At 37.2% G+C, this 19934-nt stretch carries 15 protein-coding genes; 14 read left to right on the forward strand and 1 reads right to left on the reverse strand.

Annotated features, from left to right (window positions below):
* The first annotated feature begins 156 nt into the window (after window positions 1-156).
* The 5 genes from BN853_RS00145 (at window position 157) to BN853_RS00165 (ending at window position 10377) form a co-directional block, all read left to right on the forward strand.
* Window positions 157-2019: a polysaccharide biosynthesis protein gene (locus tag BN853_RS00145; protein WP_030003924.1), complete on the forward strand. Its 1863-nt coding sequence runs from the start codon at window positions 157-159 to the stop codon at window positions 2017-2019.
* A 43-nt stretch (window positions 2020-2062) separates the two neighbouring features.
* Window positions 2063-3841: a glutamine--fructose-6-phosphate transaminase (isomerizing) gene (gene glmS, locus BN853_RS00150; protein ID WP_030003925.1), complete on the forward strand. Its 1779-nt coding sequence runs from the start codon at window positions 2063-2065 to the stop codon at window positions 3839-3841.
* 10 nt (window positions 3842-3851) lie between these two features.
* Window positions 3852-5162, forward strand: a complete 1311-nt coding sequence (locus BN853_RS00155; protein ID WP_030003926.1) for a phosphohexomutase domain-containing protein — start codon at window positions 3852-3854, stop codon at window positions 5160-5162.
* On the forward strand, window positions 5159-6535 hold the full coding sequence (gene glmU / locus BN853_RS00160) for a bifunctional UDP-N-acetylglucosamine diphosphorylase/glucosamine-1-phosphate N-acetyltransferase GlmU (RefSeq protein ID WP_030003927.1): 1377 nt from the start codon (window positions 5159-5161) through the stop codon (window positions 6533-6535). The genes BN853_RS00155 and glmU overlap by 4 nt, the downstream gene beginning before the upstream one ends.
* Window positions 6536-6681: 146 nt before the next feature.
* Entirely contained in the window at window positions 6682-10377 is a 3696-nt protein-coding gene (locus BN853_RS00165; protein ID WP_030003928.1) for an AAA domain-containing protein, read from the forward strand.
* Between the two features lie 52 nt (window positions 10378-10429).
* Here the strand turns inward: BN853_RS00165 and BN853_RS00170 are convergent, their stop codons facing one another.
* Complete coding sequence (locus BN853_RS00170) at window positions 10430-10843, reverse strand: acyl-CoA thioesterase (protein WP_030003929.1); 414 nt, start codon at window positions 10841-10843, stop codon at window positions 10430-10432.
* 122 nt (window positions 10844-10965) lie between these two features.
* Between BN853_RS00170 and lplA the strand changes: the two genes are divergently transcribed.
* The 9 genes from lplA (at window position 10966) to BN853_RS00215 (ending at window position 19853) form a co-directional block, all read left to right on the forward strand.
* The gene (gene lplA / locus BN853_RS00175; protein ID WP_030003930.1) at window positions 10966-11964 is read left to right on the forward strand and encodes a lipoate--protein ligase; all 999 of its coding nucleotides are present in this window, start codon (window positions 10966-10968) and stop codon (window positions 11962-11964) included.
* Window positions 11942-13036 carry a glycine cleavage system aminomethyltransferase GcvT gene (gcvT, locus tag BN853_RS00180; RefSeq protein ID WP_052591077.1) on the forward strand — a complete coding sequence of 365 codons (1095 nt, stop codon included), beginning with the start codon at window positions 11942-11944 and terminating at the stop codon, window positions 13034-13036. The genes lplA and gcvT overlap by 23 nt, the downstream gene beginning before the upstream one ends.
* Complete coding sequence (gene gcvH, locus BN853_RS00185; RefSeq protein WP_030003932.1) at window positions 13029-13406, forward strand: glycine cleavage system protein GcvH; 378 nt, start codon at window positions 13029-13031, stop codon at window positions 13404-13406. The genes gcvT and gcvH overlap by 8 nt, the downstream gene beginning before the upstream one ends.
* Window positions 13407-13415: 9 nt before the next feature.
* Window positions 13416-14738: an aminomethyl-transferring glycine dehydrogenase subunit GcvPA gene (gene gcvPA / locus BN853_RS00190; protein WP_030003933.1), complete on the forward strand. Its 1323-nt coding sequence runs from the start codon at window positions 13416-13418 to the stop codon at window positions 14736-14738.
* Window positions 14722-16179 (forward strand): aminomethyl-transferring glycine dehydrogenase subunit GcvPB, encoded by a 1458-nt coding sequence (gcvPB, locus tag BN853_RS00195; protein ID WP_030003934.1) that lies wholly within the window; start codon window positions 14722-14724, stop codon window positions 16177-16179. Before gcvPA ends, gcvPB begins: the two co-directional genes overlap by 17 nt.
* 186 nt (window positions 16180-16365) lie before the next feature.
* A complete protein-coding gene (locus BN853_RS00200; RefSeq protein ID WP_030003935.1) occupies window positions 16366-17805 on the forward strand; it encodes an NAD(P)/FAD-dependent oxidoreductase in 1440 nt (479 codons plus the stop codon).
* Window positions 17802-19058 (forward strand): NAD(P)/FAD-dependent oxidoreductase, encoded by a 1257-nt coding sequence (locus BN853_RS00205; RefSeq protein ID WP_030003936.1) that lies wholly within the window; start codon window positions 17802-17804, stop codon window positions 19056-19058. Before BN853_RS00200 ends, BN853_RS00205 begins: the two co-directional genes overlap by 4 nt.
* Window positions 19055-19399 (forward strand): DUF1667 domain-containing protein, encoded by a 345-nt coding sequence (locus tag BN853_RS00210; protein ID WP_030003937.1) that lies wholly within the window; start codon window positions 19055-19057, stop codon window positions 19397-19399. The genes BN853_RS00205 and BN853_RS00210 overlap by 4 nt, the downstream gene beginning before the upstream one ends.
* Before the next feature lie 37 nt (window positions 19400-19436).
* Complete coding sequence (locus BN853_RS00215) at window positions 19437-19853, forward strand: hypothetical protein (RefSeq protein ID WP_030003938.1); 417 nt, start codon at window positions 19437-19439, stop codon at window positions 19851-19853.
* Window positions 19854-19934 lie beyond the last annotated feature (81 nt).

A 19934-nucleotide genomic window follows, 5' to 3' on the forward strand; every position in this document is an offset into this window, starting at 1 on the left:
TAAAAAATGATTTTGGATTGTTTTTTTTGTATATTATAGGAAAGTAGTCCAAAAGACGCCTATCAAAGCCCCTTTTCCGTTTCAAGGAAATTAAGTGTCTTTAAGGTGTCTATTACAGGCATTTTTTTGTTTTTTATCGAACTGGAGGAATTAATAATGAGTGGCAATTATTATCAAGGAAAGAAAATCGTTCAGACGTTAGGCGGCATGGCTCTAGATACCATTATGATCATCATGAGTTATCTATTTATCGTCATTATGTTTAACGTGATTAATATAGAATTGGATATCAAAATAATCGGTATGACATTGCCATTCATTGTTATCTTTAAATTAGTGATTTTCTATTTTACTGGTTTTTATAAAATGTTACCAAAACACGTGGGTTTTGAAGATGTGATGCGAATTTCGATTGTGGTAGCTTTGACGAATATCCTAATTGTTTTATATATTGCACTTAGTAAAAACTTATTTATGTTTAAAACGGCATTTATCTACATTACGGCACTTGAAGCAATTTTGCTTACCATACCACGTGTGGCTAATCGAATGATACTTTATTTTAAGATGAACGTGATCAATCAAAACCAAGGTAGACGTACGCTGATTGTCGGTGCAGGTTCTGCAGGCGAATTGACGTTAAGAGAAATTTATCGTAACAGAGACTTAACGAATCATGTGGTCGCCTATATCGATGATAACCAAATTAAAATCGGTTCTAAGTTAAATAACATCCCAATTGTTGGGCCAAGCTCAAGGATTAAAGAATACATTGATGAACTTTTAATTGAAGAAGTCATCATCGCAATCAATCACGGCAATGAAGAACGCATCATCAGTTTAATGAGAGAAATCTCGGAGAAGAATGTTAAGATCAGTCGCTTAATTACCTACAGTGACGTATCTAATAAAAGCCCTAAAATCGTTGATGTTAAAGTTGAAGATTTATTAAACCGTGAACCAATCGTACTTGATAACGCTTTGATTCATGACTTTATTAAGGGTGAGGTTGTTTTAGTCACAGGTGGTGGGGGATCGATTGGTAGTGAGCTCTGCAGACAAATTACGGATTTTAAGCCAAAACAATTGATCATTTTTGATATCTATGAAAATAACGCATATGACATTCAACAAGAATTATTAAGAAAGTTTAAGAAAAATGGTGACCCAAGTGAATTGAATTTACTTGTGTTGATTGGCTCTGTTTATAATGAAAAAAGATTAGAACATGTGTTTGAGACGTATCGCCCAACCGTGGTATTTCACGCAGCGGCTTACAAACACGTGCCACTAATGGAAGATAGCCCAATGGAAGCGGTTCGTACCAACGTGATTGGAACAAACAACGCAGCAAGACTATCTAACAAATACGGCGTGAAAAAATTTGTGTTAGTTTCAAGTGATAAAGCGGTTCGTTCAACCAACGTCATGGGAGCAACCAAACGCTTTGCAGAACTAATTATTCAATCACATAACAATTTAAATCTGACAAAGTTTGCCTCGGTGCGTTTTGGTAATGTTCTTGGGTCAAATGGGTCTGTGATTCCGCTATTTAAAAAACAAATTGAAGATGGTGGACCTGTAACGGTCACACACCCTGAGATTACGAGATACTTTATGACGATCCCTGAGGCGGTAAGTCTAATCCTCCAATGCGCGGTTTACGCGGATGGTGGGGAAGTCTTTGTCCTTGATATGGGCGAGGCTGTGAAGATTACGGACTTAGCGAAGAAGATGATTCGTTTGGCGGGATTAAAACCTGATATTGATATTAAAATTGAATTTACTGGGCTAAGACCTGGTGAAAAATTATACGAAGAGTTGTTAATTGATCATTCAACGAACAAACGGACAGAAAATAAAAAGATTTTTGTTGAGGAACAAAGAGAAGTGACTCATGAAGAGTTACAATTAGAGTTGATTCAAGAAAAATTAGAAGACATGAACGTCGATGAAGTCAAACAAATGGTTCAATCGATTGTAAAGACGTATAAAATGAATGGGAAAGACGCAAATTAGTTTGCGTCTTTTGTGAAATATTAATTATAAAAGGGGGCATAATATGTGTGGAATCGTTGGCTATGTAGGTAAAAGACAGGCAAAAGAAATCATCCTTGAGGGATTAACCAGACTAGAGTATCGTGGTTATGATTCGGCGGGGTTATCGATATTTAATCAAAGACATCAAATATTTGATATCTATAAGGACATAGGAAGAGTTAATCAACTAAGAGAAATATCAAAATCGAGTGCATTTTCAAACATTGGTATCGGCCATACCAGGTGGGCAACGCATGGCAAAGTAAGCAAGATAAATGCGCACCCACACCAGTCACATTCCAAACGGTTTGTGATTGTACATAATGGGGTAATTGAAAATTACCAAGAGTTAAAAGCTCAGTATTTGACCAATACAATCTTTGAAAGTGAAACAGACACCGAAGTCATTGCTCAGTTAATTGAGACGTTTGTGAAAAATTTAAACGTCGAAAATGCAATCCTAACTACCCTAAAATTACTAAAAGGATCTTACGCGTTATTGATTCTAGACACAACCAGTCCAGAAGTTTTGTATGCAGCAAAACATAAGAGTCCGCTAATCTTAGGACAATCAAACGAAGGCATCACAATTGCTAGTGACTTGATGGCCTTAGTTGGTTATGCGGACACTTACGTACCAATCGAAGACAAAACGTTCATTGTGTCATATGAAACAACGACGAGGTTTTATGATTTGGATCACCATTTAATCCATCCGACGTTTAAAAAAATAGAACTCGATGAATCAAGTGTTGAAAAGGGTGCGTACGCGCATTTCATGTTAAAAGAAATCCATGAACAACCGAGTGTGGTAAGAAGACTTGTGTCTAACTACTTAAACGATACTTACACATTTGATCAAAACCTAATTGAAAAGATGAGACAATCCGATCGCATTTACGTACTTGCGGCAGGCACATCGATGCACGCCGGGTTCATCGGTAAACGCTTGTTTGAATCGCTTGCGGGTATTCCTACCGAGGTTCACATCGCAAGTGAGTTTGCCTATCAAATGCCTCTTTTGACCAAAAATCCATTCTTTGTCTTAGTTTCACAAAGTGGTGAAACCGCGGATTTACGGGCTTGTTTGGTCAAACTCAAGAAACGCAATTACGAAATTCTAACCATCACAAACGTCATCACCTCGACCTTAGCAAGAGAAGCCAACTACGCACTTGAGTTATTTGCAGGACCTGAGATTGCGGTGGCATCAACAAAAGCTTATGTTGCTCAAGTTGGCCTTCTTGCGATATTAGCCAATGAACTTGGGGCTCGTCCAATTAATCTTTATCAAGAATTAACCAAAGTCGCGCTTGCGATTGAGAACTTCCTAAGTGAAGAAAAAACGTTGGACATCACGAGACGAATGTTTACTAAAAAAGAGTGTTTCTATATTGGTAGAGGCGTCGATTATTACATTGGACTAGAAGCCGCACTTAAATTAAAAGAAATCTCCTATATCCATACCGAAGGGTTTGCCGCAGGGGAATTAAAACATGGCACGATTGCCTTAATCGAAGAAGACACACCAGTGGTTGCGATTATTTCAGATATTTCGATTAGTTCAAACACCAGAAGTAATTTAAAAGAAGTTGAAGCAAGAGGCGCAAAAACATTGATTATCTCAATGAAAGAAGCAAGTCAAAAAGACGATGATATTGTGCTTGATGACGTGTATCCACTCTTATCGCCCATGGTGATGGTCGTACCAACACAGTTATTTAGTTATTATGCGGCACTTGTCCGTAGTTATGATATTGATAAACCGAGAAACTTAGCTAAAAGTGTCACGGTAGAATAGAGGTAAAATTATGGGAAAATATTTTGGAACGGATGGCATCCGTGGGGTCGCGTTTGAAAAACTCACCGCTGAGTTGGCTTTTAAAGTTGGCGTAGCGATTGGGCAAGTCATCAAACCTAAAACAATTGTGATAGGGACAGACACCAGAAAATCAAAAGACATGCTTGCTTACAGCTTATCCGCAGGGGTAATGAGTCAAGGTGTTGATGTGCTATTTGCTGGGGTTGTCTCTACACCGATGATTGCTTATTATAGCGAAATACATCAAACCATTGGCGTGATGATTACGGCCTCACATAACCCTTACATGGATAATGGTATTAAAGTATTTAATAAGGGATATAAAACAGTAGACGCCCTTGAACTAGAATTAGAACACGTCATCGATCATGGGCCATTTACGCCCTCAGCTGTCTTTGGTAAGTTAACACTCACAGAAGACGTAAGGAAAGCCTATCTGGATTTTTATGAAGGATTAGGATTAAAACCAAGCACACTAAAAATCGTTTACGATAGCGCGAATGGCGCAAACTATGAAATCGCAAAAACGATATTTGATCGCTACTACCCAAATGCCATACAATACAATAACACACCAGACGGGTATAACATTAACGTTTCATGTGGCTCAACACACATGGACTACATCAGTCAAAAAGTCGTTGAACAACAAGCTGACATTGGCTTTGCCTATGACGGGGATGGTGATCGCTGTTTGGTTAGTGATTCAAATGGCAAACTCATCGATGGGGATTTGTTGATGTATGTGTTTGCGACCTATATGAAAGAAAAAGGCTTACTAAATAAAAACCATTTGGTAGTTACGAAGATGAGTAACCCAGGGATGTTAAAAGAGTTAAAAAATCAAGGCATCACCTTTAGTCTAACTGACGTAGGTGATAAATACGTGTTTAAAGAAATGAATGACTATGGATACTCACTTGGTGGGGAAGCCTCTGGACACATCATCTTAAATCATTTGATGCATTCAGGCGACGGGTTGTTAGTATCCTTATACTTACTTAAAATCTTAGAAGAAAAACAAATCAAACTCGAAGACTTAATTAACCACATTGAACTTTATCCATTAACACTCGTTAACTTAAAGAACATCGATAAAAAAGTCTTGGAAAAAACAGTGGTTAAAGCGCTGATTGAAGAGGTTAAACAGACTTTAGGCGAAGATTCACTTGTCTTGATTAGACCAAGTGGAACCGAACCCCTCGTTCGTGTCACCATCTCTCATCCAAATACCGCGCTTGTCAATGACTGTGTGGATAAACTCGTTGATTTAATTAAGAAAGAAGGAACCCTATCATGAAAAAGTACGCATTAATATTAGCTGCCGGTAAAGGCACCAGAATGAAAACGGAGTTACCAAAATGTGCATTTCCAATTCTAGGTAAACCGATGATTGAATACATCGTTGAAAACCTAGAAAAATCACAAATCGATGAAATTGTCACGGTTGTCGGACACAAAAAGGAAGTCATTACTGACCTACTTAAAGAACGTTCAACTTACGCCATACAAGAAGAACAATTAGGAACAGGTCACGCCACTCTACAAGCCGCGAGCCTTTTAGAGGATAAAGAAGGTGTTACGTTTATTCTACCTGGTGATATGCCATTAATGGAGTACCCGTTGATGGATAAAATCATTCGTTCTCACGAAGAAATGGGGAACGATCTTACCATCGTTTCGATGATGTTTGATAACCCGAAAGGTTATGGTCGAGTCGTTAGAGATGAGTATGGTGTGGTTACTTCAATCGTCGAAGAAATTGATTGTAATGACGCACAAAAACAAATCAAGGAAGTGAACTCTTCGGTCTATGTGGTTAATAATCAAGCGTTATTTCAAACACTAAAAAAAGTAAAAAAGAACGACCGAAAAGGCGAATACTATTTAACGGATATTGTTGAATTGATGCACCAAACACATAAGGTAAATACATTTACGGTACGTGATCCGCGTGTGACGATGGGCATTAACGACTTATACAACATTTCAATTGCAGAAAAGATTCTTAGAGATCACATTAATAAGTCTCACATGTTAAATGGTGTTTCAATTATTAACCCTGAGACGGTGACTATCGGTCATGACGTCATCATCGAAGAAGGGGTATGGATTTATCCAAACTCAACGATTGTTGGGGATTCCATCATCAAAAAGTACGCGAAAATCGGACCGAATTCTGAGGTAAGAGACTCCATCATTGATGAGTACGCGGAAATTAGACACTCACTTGTCATTGATTCAAAGGTCGGTAAATACACGACCGTTGGACCATTTGCTCATTTAAGAGGCCACACAGACATTGGCGAACATAACCGAATTGGTAACTTCGTTGAAGTGAAAAATTCGACGACCGGTAAAGACACCAAAGCGGCACACCTATCCTACATTGGTGATGCAATCGTTGGTAACCGTGTCAACTTTGGTTGTGGCTCAATTACCGTCAACTACGATGGGGTAAACAAACACAAGACCAACATTGGTGATGACGTCTTTATTGGTTGTAACGTCAACATGGTTGCGCCACTGACGGTTTCAGATGAAGTGTTTATTGCCGCTGGGTCTACGGTAACCAAAGACATTCCTAAAGGATCGCTTTCTATCGCGAGAAACCAGCAAATCAATAAAGAAGATTACTACAAACATTTGATTAAACCAAAAAACGATAAATAAAATTAATTTGGTGTCTAGGCTTTTCGCTTAGGCATCTTTTTTTCTATTCAAACAAGCCCAGTCCTACGTTTAACTTAGAATGAAATTTAATGTTTCTTTAGCCCATCTATGGTAGAATTAGAGTAGACTGCAAGGGGGATTTAACGATGGCATTTAAAAGAAATAAATTACTAGATGATCTTCTAAAATTAAGAGAAGAACTTAGAATTAAACACACAACTGGCATAAAGGTACCTTCCATTTGTAGCGATGATGCATTGTTGGAAATGAGTAACGAACACCCGCTTAAAGAGAGTGATTTTTTAGCCATTCAAGGACTAGACTCGAATTTCATTGAGGTCTATGCGATTGATTTTTTAAGTGTGATCAAAAAACACAACAGTGAAAAATCTAAAACCGTCAAATTATCAAAAGAAGCCTATAAGGTCTTAGATCATTACAAAGACCGATTGTCCAATATATCAAGAACTAACCCAAATCTCTACATGGGACGCATTGATCAAATTAGAAGTTTTGATTTGGCATTTGAAGAAATCAAAGAAGAGCTTTATCACTTTGTTTCATCAAAGAAAAATCAATTGACGCTACCGCTTAAAGAATCTGAATACAAACACTTAGTTGTGCTACATAGAGAATTATTAAAAGACTATAAAGAAACAGGTGGTTATCATTTATACGTCGCTTATCCTTATGTCACAGGTATTTTTAAGAAAGATAACTTTACAATCAAAGCCCCGCTTTGTTATATTCCGGTGACACTTACAAGAAATAAGCAAACATTTACGATTGATCGTGATCTCTCAAAAGACATCACATTAAACCGTGACTTGTTACTTGCGGCTTCTAAGATCGCTAAGAATCAGGTTGATTTTGACATGCCATTTATAGATAATATATCTAAAAAAACGTTGAGCGAAATTATCTTGCCATTTTACAATAACCACGGCATTGAACTAAAAATTGACGACTTCAATCCGTTTATGCCATTTGTTAATGAACGAAAAGAATCTTTTTTTAAACGTAAGAAAGGTATCTTTGAAGTCCTGCCTTACGTTACCTTAGGCAGGTATCATCTGTATTCATCGATGATTCAAAAAGATATGGCTCAAATATTGAATGACAAAAAATACAATGACCTATTAGAAGGGTTAATCGATGAAAAAAACTTGGATGCCCCAGAAAAACCAACGGACACGACGCTTTCGAAAAAAGATATTAATGAAAAAAACATTACCTACATCAACCCTTTAAATTTCTCACAAGAAAAAGTGATTGAACTAATCAACAGTGAAAAGAAAATGGTTATTTGGGGGCCACCTGGCACTGGTAAGAGCCAAGTCATCACAAGTTTAATCGCCTCAAGTGTGTTAAAAGGTGAAAACGTATTAGTCGTCAGCGAGAAAAAAGTAGCGCTTGAAGTCATTTATAACCGGCTTGAAGAAGCGAAAAAATATACGATGTTCTTAGATGATGTATCAAATAAACAACCATTCTATGAAAAACTTTCTCACATGATTGATCATAACCCACCCAAACGAACCAAAAACAATGACACCTATAAATTAGAAGAACAAATTGATCAACTAAACGAAACCTTTAATCAATCAATTCGCTTGCTATACCAAGACAAGCTTGGACATAAAGAAGTCTATCATTTTTATGAACGTTATTTAAAAGACAAAGACATTAATTTAGCCCTTACCCCAAAGATAGTCTTGGAGTTATTTAAAGAAGGGTTAAAGAAACCGACATTCTTAGAACTAGATCAAATTGAACAAACGTTTGATAAAGATTCTAAACTAAAAGAATACATTGATTACCACAGGTATTTGATCAAATATCCTTGGTTCTTAACCTTAGAAACTAAAATATCGAGATCCTCAAAAATGGAATTTAATGACTTGTATCAAACCATATTAAGTTATCATGAAGAAAAAGTAGGCTCAAGATACTTTAAGAAAAGACGTTTGAAAAGAGCATTCATCAAAGAAAATCAAACAAAATTGAGTTATTTGACCAATAAGAAAAATCAGGACAAAAAACTAATTAAAGCATTTGAATCAGACCTTGGTTTTGTCACCTACGTTAAAGAAATGATGAACAAGCTAAACAAACTAAGAACCGTTTACCTAGGGTTTAATAAAAAAGAAGTCAGGTTCTTACATTTGTTTGTCGCAGATTCACGTCTTAAAGAATTAAGTGATACCCACAAACTAAGAACCTATTTATTTGATGCATATTACACTGGATACTTAGAAAACTTGAAAGCACTGAATCAAAAGTACTTGTATATTTTTGATGATTATGAAAAAAGAATTAACGAGCTTCGCGTATTGATTGAAGAAAAAAGACAAGTGTCCTTAGAGTCGTTTGTGATGTCTCTTTATCAAAACGCACTTAAATTATCAAATACCAAACGCATCATGGACATCAAACGTATTTTAGAAGCGGATAAAAAGCCAAGTATGAAAGCCTTCTTTGATGTCTTTCACTTAGAACTCACCTCAAACATTAAAGTTTGGTTATTAACGCCTGAGGTGGTCAGTGCGTTACTACCACTTCAAACAGGACTGTTTGATTTGGTCATCTTTGATGAGGCTTCACAGCTATACGTTGAACGCGGTATTCCTGCGATTTACCGAGCGAAAAAGGTCGTTATTGCTGGTGACCCTAAACAGTTAAGACCATCCTCACTTGGTGTTGGTCGTATTGAAGAAGATGACGACTTAGATGATGGTGAACTCTTAAAAGACATCACAATTGATGCGAAAAGTTTATTAGACCTTGCAAGATATCGTTATAAAGAAACCTTGCTAAACTACCATTACAGATCTAAATATGAAGAATTGATTTTATTTTCAAACCATGCCTTTTATGACTCAAAGTTGATTGTTTCTCCAAACGTAGAGACACCTAAAAAACCACCAATCGAATACGTTTATGCGAAGGATGGTTCTTTTATCAATAAGAGAAACCCAATAGAAGCCAAAGAAGTCATCACACTTTTAAAGAAGATTCTTAAAGAAAAAGAGCCAGAAGAAACGATTGGTATCATTACGTTTAATTCAACACAAAGAGACGTCATATCCGATTTAATTGATGAAGAACTCTTTAAAGGCAACGGTTATCAAAAACTACTGGAAAAAGAAGTTTACCGTAAAAGCGATCAAGAAGATCAATCGCTCTTTGTCAAAAACATCGAAAACGTTCAAGGTGATGAACGTGACATCATCATTTTTTCGATGGGGTATGCTAAAGACGACAAGGGTGTTGTCAAACGTCGTTTTGGATGGTTAAACCATGAAGGTGGACAGAACCGGTTAAATGTTGCGATTACAAGAGCGAAAAAGAAAATCTATTTTGTATCCTCTTTATACCCAGAAGAATTAAAAGTAGACGATTTAAGTGGCAAGGGTCCAAAACTTCTCAAAGACTTTATGCGGTATTGTTACTACATATCAACTGGGAAAAAAGAATTAGCTAAAGAAGTCTTATTACAACTATCTAGTAGTGAGTCAAGTACCAAAGTTGTCATCGAAAAGAGAATGACTGAAGAAATAAAAGCGCGTGTTGAGAAGCTTGGGTACATCGTAGAACATGACTTAGGCATTGGACAGTTCAAACTTGATTTAGCAATTAAAGACCCAGTCGAAAATAAATACGTCTTAGGGGTGATTTGTGATTTAGATGAAAACCCATCAAACGCAAGACTTTCACTTCTACACCATGAGAAATTTTTAGAATCCAGGGGTTGGCAAACCGTTAGAATCTTCCATAGTAACTGGTATGAAGATCAAAACAAGGAATTAAAACGAATCAAAGACAAATTAAAGTCAATTTAACAAAAAAAGTCAAACTTCTGTTTGACTTTTACTTATAAATGAAGGACATAATCTAGAATAGGTAGGGCATTAATCTTTCTTTTAATGTTTGGCTTAAGGGTTGTTTATTCTTTGTTTCTTTGTTAAGTTGAACCACTGTTGAAACAGCTCTTGAGACCATGACATCGCCAAGATAGAGTGCTTGGTTAAACGTGATGGAGGTGTTGCCAATGGATTTAATGTATAAAAAACTTCTTAAGGTACTTGGGTAAGTAATTTCATTAATAAACTCAATTTCAATGTGTCTTAATACGTAATAGGCACCAATATCAACAAGTGGCTCTTGTTGGTACATTAATAAAGATAACCTGGGTGCTTCATAATATTCATTATAAACGGCGTTATTGACGTGTCCGAATATATCAATGTCTTTAAAGCGAACCTGTATGGCCTCACTGTAGCTTTTTAGGGTCATGTGTTTGTCCATACTACCACCTCTTTAATTTTATGATAACACAAAATCAGTAAATAATCCCTTTTAGTTTCTTGTGTTTTATGGGTTTCTTGTAAGCACTTTTATTGTATAATGAATGTAGGGAGGATATGCTTATGAAATACGTGCAGTTGGATTCCTATGGCAGAAGGGAAGATCCCTTTTACTTTGCCGTAGAATCGGTTTTATTAGAAGATTTAGATGACGATGTTTTCTTTATATGGCGCGTGTTTGATGCGGTGATTATTGGGAAACACCAACTCCTACAAAATGAAGTGAATCAATCGTATACGACAGAAAATAAGATAAAGATTTTTAGACGTTTATCTGGTGGAGGCGCTGTCTTCTCAGATCGCGGATGCATCAAATACAGTTTTATAACAAAAGAATTTAATAAAGAGACCGTCTTTAAAGATAAGTTAGAAAGAATAAAAAGCGTTTTTGATTATTTAAAAATTCCTGTAGAAATCTCAGGCAGAAATGATGTTTTGTATGAGAACAAGAAATTTTCAGGCAACGCCTATTACCGTACGAAGCACGGGTCATGTTTGCATGGCACGATTCTATATGATACTGACTTTGAAAAACTGGTTCGTTCGATTAGTCCTTCAGATGAAAAACTGATTTCTAAGGGTATAACATCTGTTAGAAGCCGAGTCATTAATATGAAAGACGTGGTTGGGCTTAACCAAGAGGACTTTGAAATGATTTTAGTTAATCGACTATGCGATGGCGTCATTGAATTAACAGAAGATCAAATAAAACGGATTAAAGCGTTAGAAAAAACTTACCACAGTGAGGCATTTATTTTTCAGAAAAACCCACCTTACCAATACCAAAAAGAAAAACGATTTAGCTGTGGGAGTGTGGGCTTAACCATCGAGGTTAAAAAAGAAATCATCACCGATGTGTTCTTTTATGGGGATTTTTTCTTAAATCAAGAATTAGATGAGATCAAACAAATACTGATTGGACAACCCTTTAAATCTTTAAAGGCAAGAGAACTCTTTAAAGACATTGAAGTATCGGATTACATCAACGGGTTATCAAATAACGAATTTTATGAATTGTTTCCAATAGAAAGAGGTCAAGATGAAAAAGACACCACTTTATGATTTACACTTAATTTATGGCGCAAAAATGATTGAGTACGCCAACTATTTAATGCCTGAGCAATTTAGCTCTATTATTAAAGAACACCAAGCCGTTAGAAGTGAGGCAGGTATGTTTGACTGTTCACACATGGGTGAATTTGTCGTTGAGGGAAAAGACGCACTGAAGTTTTTAAATTACGTATTATCTAACCAGTTTGATGACCTTGAGGTAAAAAAAGAACGTTACAGTTTATTACTTGATTCATCAGGGTTTATTTTAGATGATTTGATGGTTTACCGTCTAGCTGAAAATAAGTACCTGCTTGTTGTTAATGCCTCAAACATTGATAAAGACTTTAAACAGTTAAACAAATTAAAGGAAGTATTTGAGGTAAATTTGAAAAATGTATCTGAGGCTTACGGATTAATTGCATTACAAGGACCAAAAGCCAAAGATGTTCTTGAAGCACTGATACCTGGTGTTGGTCAGTTACCTTTCATGAGTTTTGATGAGTTTACATATAACAATCAGGTTTGCTTGATTTCAAGAAGTGGTTACACGGGTGAAGATGGCTTTGAAATATATGGTGGACCACAAGTGATAAAGTCAATTTATCAACGTCTATATGAAACAAGCCAAGTGACTCCATGTGGGCTCGGTTCAAGAGATACTTTAAGGTTTGAAGCAGGGCTGCCCTTGTATGGTCATGAAATCAATGGATTTACCACACCAATCGAATCGAGACTAGATAGTTTTTGTGGGTATGATAAAGATTTTATCGGTAAAGAAGCGCTACTTAAATTAAAAGAAGAAGGCATCACTAAGCGTTTAATCGGCATTGAACTTTTAGAAAGAAATATCGCAAGAGAAGGCTATATGATTTATAAAGATGGCATCAATATTGGCTACATCACCACGGGGTATATGATTCCAGGCACATCAAATGTATACGCGAATGCTTACATTGATCAACAAGTAAAACTAGGTGAGGTTGTTGAGGTTCAAATCAGAAATAAAATGGTAAAAGCAAAACTAAGAAATCGCAAATTTTACGATAAAAAATACGTTAGAGGAGAAAAGAAAAATGGCTAAAGTAGTTGAAGGATTGTTTTACAGCAAATCCCATGAGTGGGTTAAGATTGAAGGGAATAAAGCGTTTGTGGGTATCAGTGACTACGCACAAGAATCCCTAGGTGCGGTAGTTTTTGTTGACCTACCAAGCGTTGGTGATTCGTTTTCAAAAGATGAAGTGTTTGGGGCTGTTGAATCCGTTAAAGCGGCTTCTGACTTACTAATGCCTATTAAGGGTAAAGTCACTAGCGTCAATGAAGCACTACTAGATCAACCGGAGTTACTCAATGAAGATCCTTACCTAAATTTCATTCTAGAGGTTGAACTTGAAGGCGCACCTGACTTATCTTCATTGATGGACGCAAGCACCTACTTAAAAGAAAGTCACTAGGAAAAGAACATGTTTAAGTACTTTCCACACACAGAAAAAGACATTAAAGACATGTTAGAAGTCACAAACGTTGCTTCGGTAGATGAACTGTTTAACAGTATACCTTCGAAGCTAGGCTACCAATACGACTATAACCTACCAAGATCGATGTCTGAAAATGAGCTTAGAAGCCATTTTAAACAATTAGAAAAGAAGAACCAACCCTTAATTACATTTAGAGGTGGTGGCATATACGATCACTATATCCCATCGGCGATTAGTGAGATTGTCAGAAGAGAAGAATTCTTAACGTCTTATACGCCTTACCAACCAGAAATTGCGCAAGGGACGCTTCAATACATTTTCGAGTTTCAAAGCATGATTTGTGAACTTACAGGCATGGACGTTTCAAATGCTTCGATGTACGATGGGGCAACCGCATCAGCCGAGGCGATGTTTATGGCCACAGCAATCACCAAACGTAAAAAAATATTAATCAGTGAGGCGTTATTTGATGGCGTCAAAGAAGTCATTAAAACCTACGCCAAATACCGCCAAATTGAGGTCATTGAAGTACCATCAAAAGAGGGGCATTTAGCTCTTGATCTATCACACTTAGAAGACATTGCCGGATTAATCGTACAACTGCCTAATAAATACGGCTTAATTGAGGACTTTTCTTTGATTGCACAAAAAGTTAAAGAACATAAAGGCTTAATGATTATCAATAGTGATTTACAAGTTCATAGTCTCATCAAATCACCAAGAGAGATGGGCGCAGATATTTCAATCGGTCATCTTCAGAGCCTAGGCATGCCAATGTTTTTTGGTGGTGCTCACGCGGGCTTTTTAGCAACCACCAAAGAACACATCAGAAAAATGCCAGGCCGTATTTGTGGACTGACAAACGACATCGATGGCAAACGTGGGTTTGTCTTAACACTACAAGCCAGAGAACAACACATCCGAAGAGAAAAAGCCAACTCGAACATTTGTTCAAATCAATCCTTAATGGCACTTTGGGCAACCGTCTATCTTTCTTTGATGGGTAAACAGGGTCTAAAAGAAGTCAATGAACAATGCTATAAGAATAGTCACTATTTAGAAGAACAACTCTTAAAACTAGAAAGCTTCAAGCGTGTCTATCAAGGGTTCTACATCAAAGAATTTGTGATTGAAACCACGCTTGACCGTAACAAACTAGAAACCTATCTAATTAAAAAAGGATTTTTATCAGGCATTATGCTGGAAGAAAAGCAACTGATTTTTAGCGTCACTGAACGAAGAACAAAAGAAGAAATTGACCAATTTGTGTGTGAGATTGCGAGGTTTGAACATGACACCCTACGATAAATTAATTTTTGAATTATCTAAAACCGGTCGTGTTGGCTATCAACTCGATAAACCGCTAGAAACGTCGTTTAATTTAGCAGATGAACTACCTATAAACCTTAAACGTCAAGCACAGGCAAATCTACCAGAAGTCTCTGAACTTGATGTGGTTAGACACTACTCAAATGTCTCAAGAAAAAATCATGGGGTTGAAACCGGATTTTATCCACTGGGTTCTTGTACGATGAAATATAACCCAAAAATTAATGAAGAAATGGCATCCCTTGATGGGTTTAAGCACATTCACCCACTTCAACCAGAACAAAGTACGCAAGGCAGCCTTGAACTTTACTATCAAACCCAAGAAATGCTTAGTGAAATTACAGGCATGGCCGCATTTAGTATGAATTCGTTTGCCGGTGCTCAAGGCGAGCTTGCGGGTTTAATGATCATTAAAGCTTACCATGAGCATCAAGGCAATACGCATAAAACAAAAATCATCGTTCCTGATAGTGCACATGGCACAAATCCTGCGAGCGCTGCGGTTTGTGGGTTTGACATCATTGAAGTAAAATCAAATCCAGATGGCACAGTTAACTTAAAAGCACTAAAAGAAGTTTTAAGTGATGAAGTCGCTGGGATCATGCTTACTAATCCAAACACCTTAGGGATCTTTGAAAAAGACATTTTAAAAATCTCAAAACTCATCCATGGGGTAGGCGGGTTACTCTATTACGATGGGGCTAATCTAAATGCCTTGCTTGGTGTGGCAAGACCTGGGGATATGGGCTTTGACATCATCCACTTGAACCTTCATAAAACCTTCTCAACACCACACGGTGGTGGTGGACCAGGTTCAGGTCCTGTTGGTGTGGTAAAGAAGTTAAAAGACTACCTACCCTACCCAGCCGTCAATCAAAAACGTGGCAAATACGTGTTTGAAAAACCAAAGCATACCATTGGTAGAATCTCAGGCTATTATGGCAATTTCTCGGTGGTTTTAAAAGCCTACAGCTTTATTAGAAGCCTTGGTAAAGAAAACTTAGAGCAAGTCGGTCGTTTGTCGGTATTAAATGCAAACTACATTAAAGCATCACTTCAAGACGATTATCAATTGCCAATCAAAAAACATTGCATGCATGAAGTCGTTTTTGATGGATTAAAAGACAAATCAAGTGGCATTACCACCTTAGACGTCGCTAAGCGAATGCTAGACTTTGGGATTCACCCACCAACGATTTATTTTCCACTGGTGTTTCACCAAGCCTTAATGATTGAACCCGTCGAAAACGAATCAAAAGAAACCTTAGATGAGTTTATTGATATCCTAAAACAAATCGCTAAAGAATCAAAAGAAACACCAGAATTGGTAAAAAATGCGCCTTATCATACCGTCGTTAGACGCTTAGATGAAGTTAAAGCCGCAAGAAATCCAATTGTAAAATACAAAGACATTGTATAAAGAATTTTTACAACCATAATCAATGAATAAAACCTAGGTTATTTGCATATGAAGTAGATGCAATAATCTTGGTTTTTTCTTTATTTAGCTAGATTAAAATCGCAGTCTAGAAGTAATCTATTGGTATGAAATGTTTACTTGAAAGCGCATTCATGATAAACTATAAGTGATAAAGGAGTGTTCATTATGTACGATTATTTAATCATTGGTTCTGGCATCGTTGGAAGTGCCATCGCAAGAGAACTTTCCTTCTTTGAAGGTGCTATTTGCTTAGTAGAAAAATCATCAGACATTACCAATGGACAGACGATTGCCAATAGTGGAATCATTCATAGTGGTCATGATCCAAAAGTAGGTTCATTAAAAGCTAGGCTTTGTGTGAAAGGAAATGAGCTTTATGAGGATTTAGCATTAAAGCTCGATTTTCCGCTTCTTACAACTGGTGCGCTCGTTGTTGCGTTTACCAATGAAGAGATGAATTATTTAAACGTTTTATACAAAAGAGCGAAAGACAATGGGGTAAAAGAAGTGGGTTTTCTAACTAAAGAAGAAACGCTAAGTCTTGAGCCAAACCTGAACGAAACACTCTTAGGTAGTCTATCACTTCCCTCAACCAAAACCACGGTGCCATGGGAAGCCGCTAGAGCCATGCTTGAAAATGCAATTACGAATGGGTTAACACTAAAACTAAATCACGAGGTCACTAGGATTAATAAGCGATTGGATCATTACGAGGTATATTTTAAAAACCAACCGCCGATTTTAACCAAAGGCATTATCAACGCGGGGGGGCTTTATAGTGATGAGGTGATGGCGATGTTAGAAGATGACGTAATCAAGATTTACCCAAGAAGAGGTGAATATTACACCCTTTCTCATGAGGTGAAGGGGTTTATTAATAAGGTCATTTACCCAGTACCATCGAAGCTAGGTAAAGGTGTCTTAATTACACCACAACCCGATGGGCATTTACTCGTCGGTCCAAACGCAGAAGATGTATTAAATAAAGAGGACAACCAAACGACGATTAAAGGATTAAATGATATTAAAAACCAAGCGATGCGCTTGTCTACCGAACTACCGTTTAAAGAAAACATCAAAAACTTTGCCGGCTTACGAGCCAAAATAAAGGGTGATGATTTCTACATTAATCGCTCAACCAAAAACAAACACGTCTATCACTTGGTGGGTATTGATTCCCCTGGATTAACCGCCGCACCAGCCATAGGCAAATACGTCATTGATTTAATCAAAGAAGATTACGTGCTACAACCAAAACAAAACGTCGTAAAAACAAGAAAAAGAGCGCTACCTTTTTTCTTAGACAGTGAAGAAAATAAGCAAAAGAGATGGCAAAAAGAACCAAGTTATGGTGAACTTGTTTGTCGCTGTGAGAAAATATCGAAACAAGAAATACTCAATGAGGTAACGGGGTTAATTCCTGCAACCTCAATCAAAGCCATTAAAAAACGAACCAGGGCGACCGCCGGGGTTTGTCAAGGTGGGTACTGCGAGTCAAGAATCTTGGAGATTATCGCAGCAGCAACCAATAAAGATTTGAGTGAAATCAATTACTATGAAGAAGATACCCCAATTTTAATTGAAGAATTGAAGGTGGAAAAATGATCTATGACGTGTGTGTGATTGGTGGCGGTGCCGCCGGTATCGCTAGTGCGAAAAATAGCTATGAAGAGGGTCTAAAAATCAGACTCATTGAACGAAACAATGAGCTTGGTGGCATCCTTAATCAGTGCATCCACAGTGGGTTTGGTATCCACCACTACAAAGAAGAATTAACGGGTCCTGAGTACGCAGAACGGATTCAAAACGAGCTAACCCTTGACATTGAGGTTTCATTAAACACCTCAGTTGTTCGTCTAATCAAAGAAAACAATTTGTTTCATTTGACCTTATCAAGTGAACAAGAGGGTATTCAAATGATTAAGTCCAAATCAGTGATCATCTCAACGGGTTCTTACGAACGAACACGAAGTCAAATTAATCTACCTGGTAAACGCCTAAAAGGCATTTTTTCAGCGGGTAGTGCGCAAAGATACATGAACCAGTTAGGCTACATGGTTGGTAAAAAAGTAGTCATTTTAGGTTCAGGTGACATCGGGCTCATCATGGCAAGACGGATGACCCTAGAAGGGGCGAAGGTAGAAGCCGTCGTTGAGTTAATGGCACACTCAAATGGTCTAACAAGGAACATTGTTTCTTGTTTAGAAGATTTTGATATCCCACTTTATTTATCGCACACCATCAGTGACATTTATGGGGATAAATCCTTAAAAGCGGTTGAAGTATCTAAAGTCGATGAGCACTTAAGGCCAATAGAAGCGGATCGATTTCTAATTGAATGTGACACACTTCTACTTTCGGTTGGTTTAATTCCAGAGATCTCTCTTTTAGATGAAATTAAGCCAAAAAAAGACACAAAAACAAGAAGTGTCATCGTTAATCAAACCTACCAAACATCAATTGATGGTCTATTTGTTTGCGGGAACAGCCTACAAATACACGATTTGGTGGACTTTGTTTCTAAGGAAGGGACGATTGCTGGAAGAAGCGCTAAAAAGTACGTATTAAAAAAAGAGCTTCATCAAAAAGAAGAAATAGAGATTGATATCGATGATCATCTAACCTACGTTGTCCCGCAAACCATTGATTTAAATGACCTAAATGAGGACTTTGAGATCAGTTTTAGGGTCAAAGAAAAACACGAAGAAATCCTCATTCATGTTTTTCAAGGTGAGCTGAAAATAAAAGACAAACGCATCAAATTCGCTATACCATCGGAAATGGAAAAAATCACGATCGAGAAAGAAGCACTAAAAAGTAAACAAGCAATTAAGATGACCCTTGAGGTGATTAAATGACTAAAACCATGACGTGTATCAGATGCCCAATCGGCTGTCAATTAATGATTCACGATAACGAAATCACAGGCAATCGTTGTAAAAGAGGCTACGAGTACGCACGACAAGAACTTTCTTGCCCAAAACGTTTGGTAACAACAACGACCAAAACGACCTCAAAGTTAACCCCTAGACTGCCAGTAAAAACCGATGACATGATTGAAAAAAAGTACGTCTTTGAGGTCATCGATGCGTCTAGAAAAATCATCGTTTCACCGCCAATCAATGTCGGCGATGTTTTGATTGAAAATTTGTTTGGGACAGGCGTTAACTTAATCTCAACTAAAAAGATAGAAAGATAAGAAAATCATTCTGAGTTGAACCCACACGAACAGTGATTTGATTTGTTCCATCCGTTACCACGAGGTTTACACGTACATTCAAAGCGCAATTGCTGGACAAAAAGTCAATCTAACGGGTATTCACGTTGGTTGGTATAATGGGACACGGTTTGATTTAACCAAGTTAGATGAAATCGAACTTGTTGAAGTTTCAGATGCGAAAAAGGTGTTAATGATTAAAGATGAGTTAATCGATTTATATGACAATAAATCGTATACATCGGGTTCGACAATTACTTTAATCGATACCTCAACCACACATGGTCAAGATACTCAGATTTCATCAATGACAGACATCACAATTGAATTAGAACAACAAGGTGATTTCTATTATCGTCTCGTATTTGAAAATGCCAGCCCTACCTCTAGTAATGGTTGGTTAGGAAGAATCAAAACAATCACTTATTACAGTTAATCATGATTAAACTAAGAGTTCTTACTTCCCTTATGGGTTGTAAGGCTCTTTTTTTAAGAAAGGCGAATTAATTTATCAAAA

Source organism: Paracholeplasma brassicae (assembly GCF_000967915.1).
GTDB classification, from domain to species: Bacteria; Bacillota_I; Bacilli_A; order Acholeplasmatales; family UBA5453; genus Paracholeplasma; species Paracholeplasma brassicae.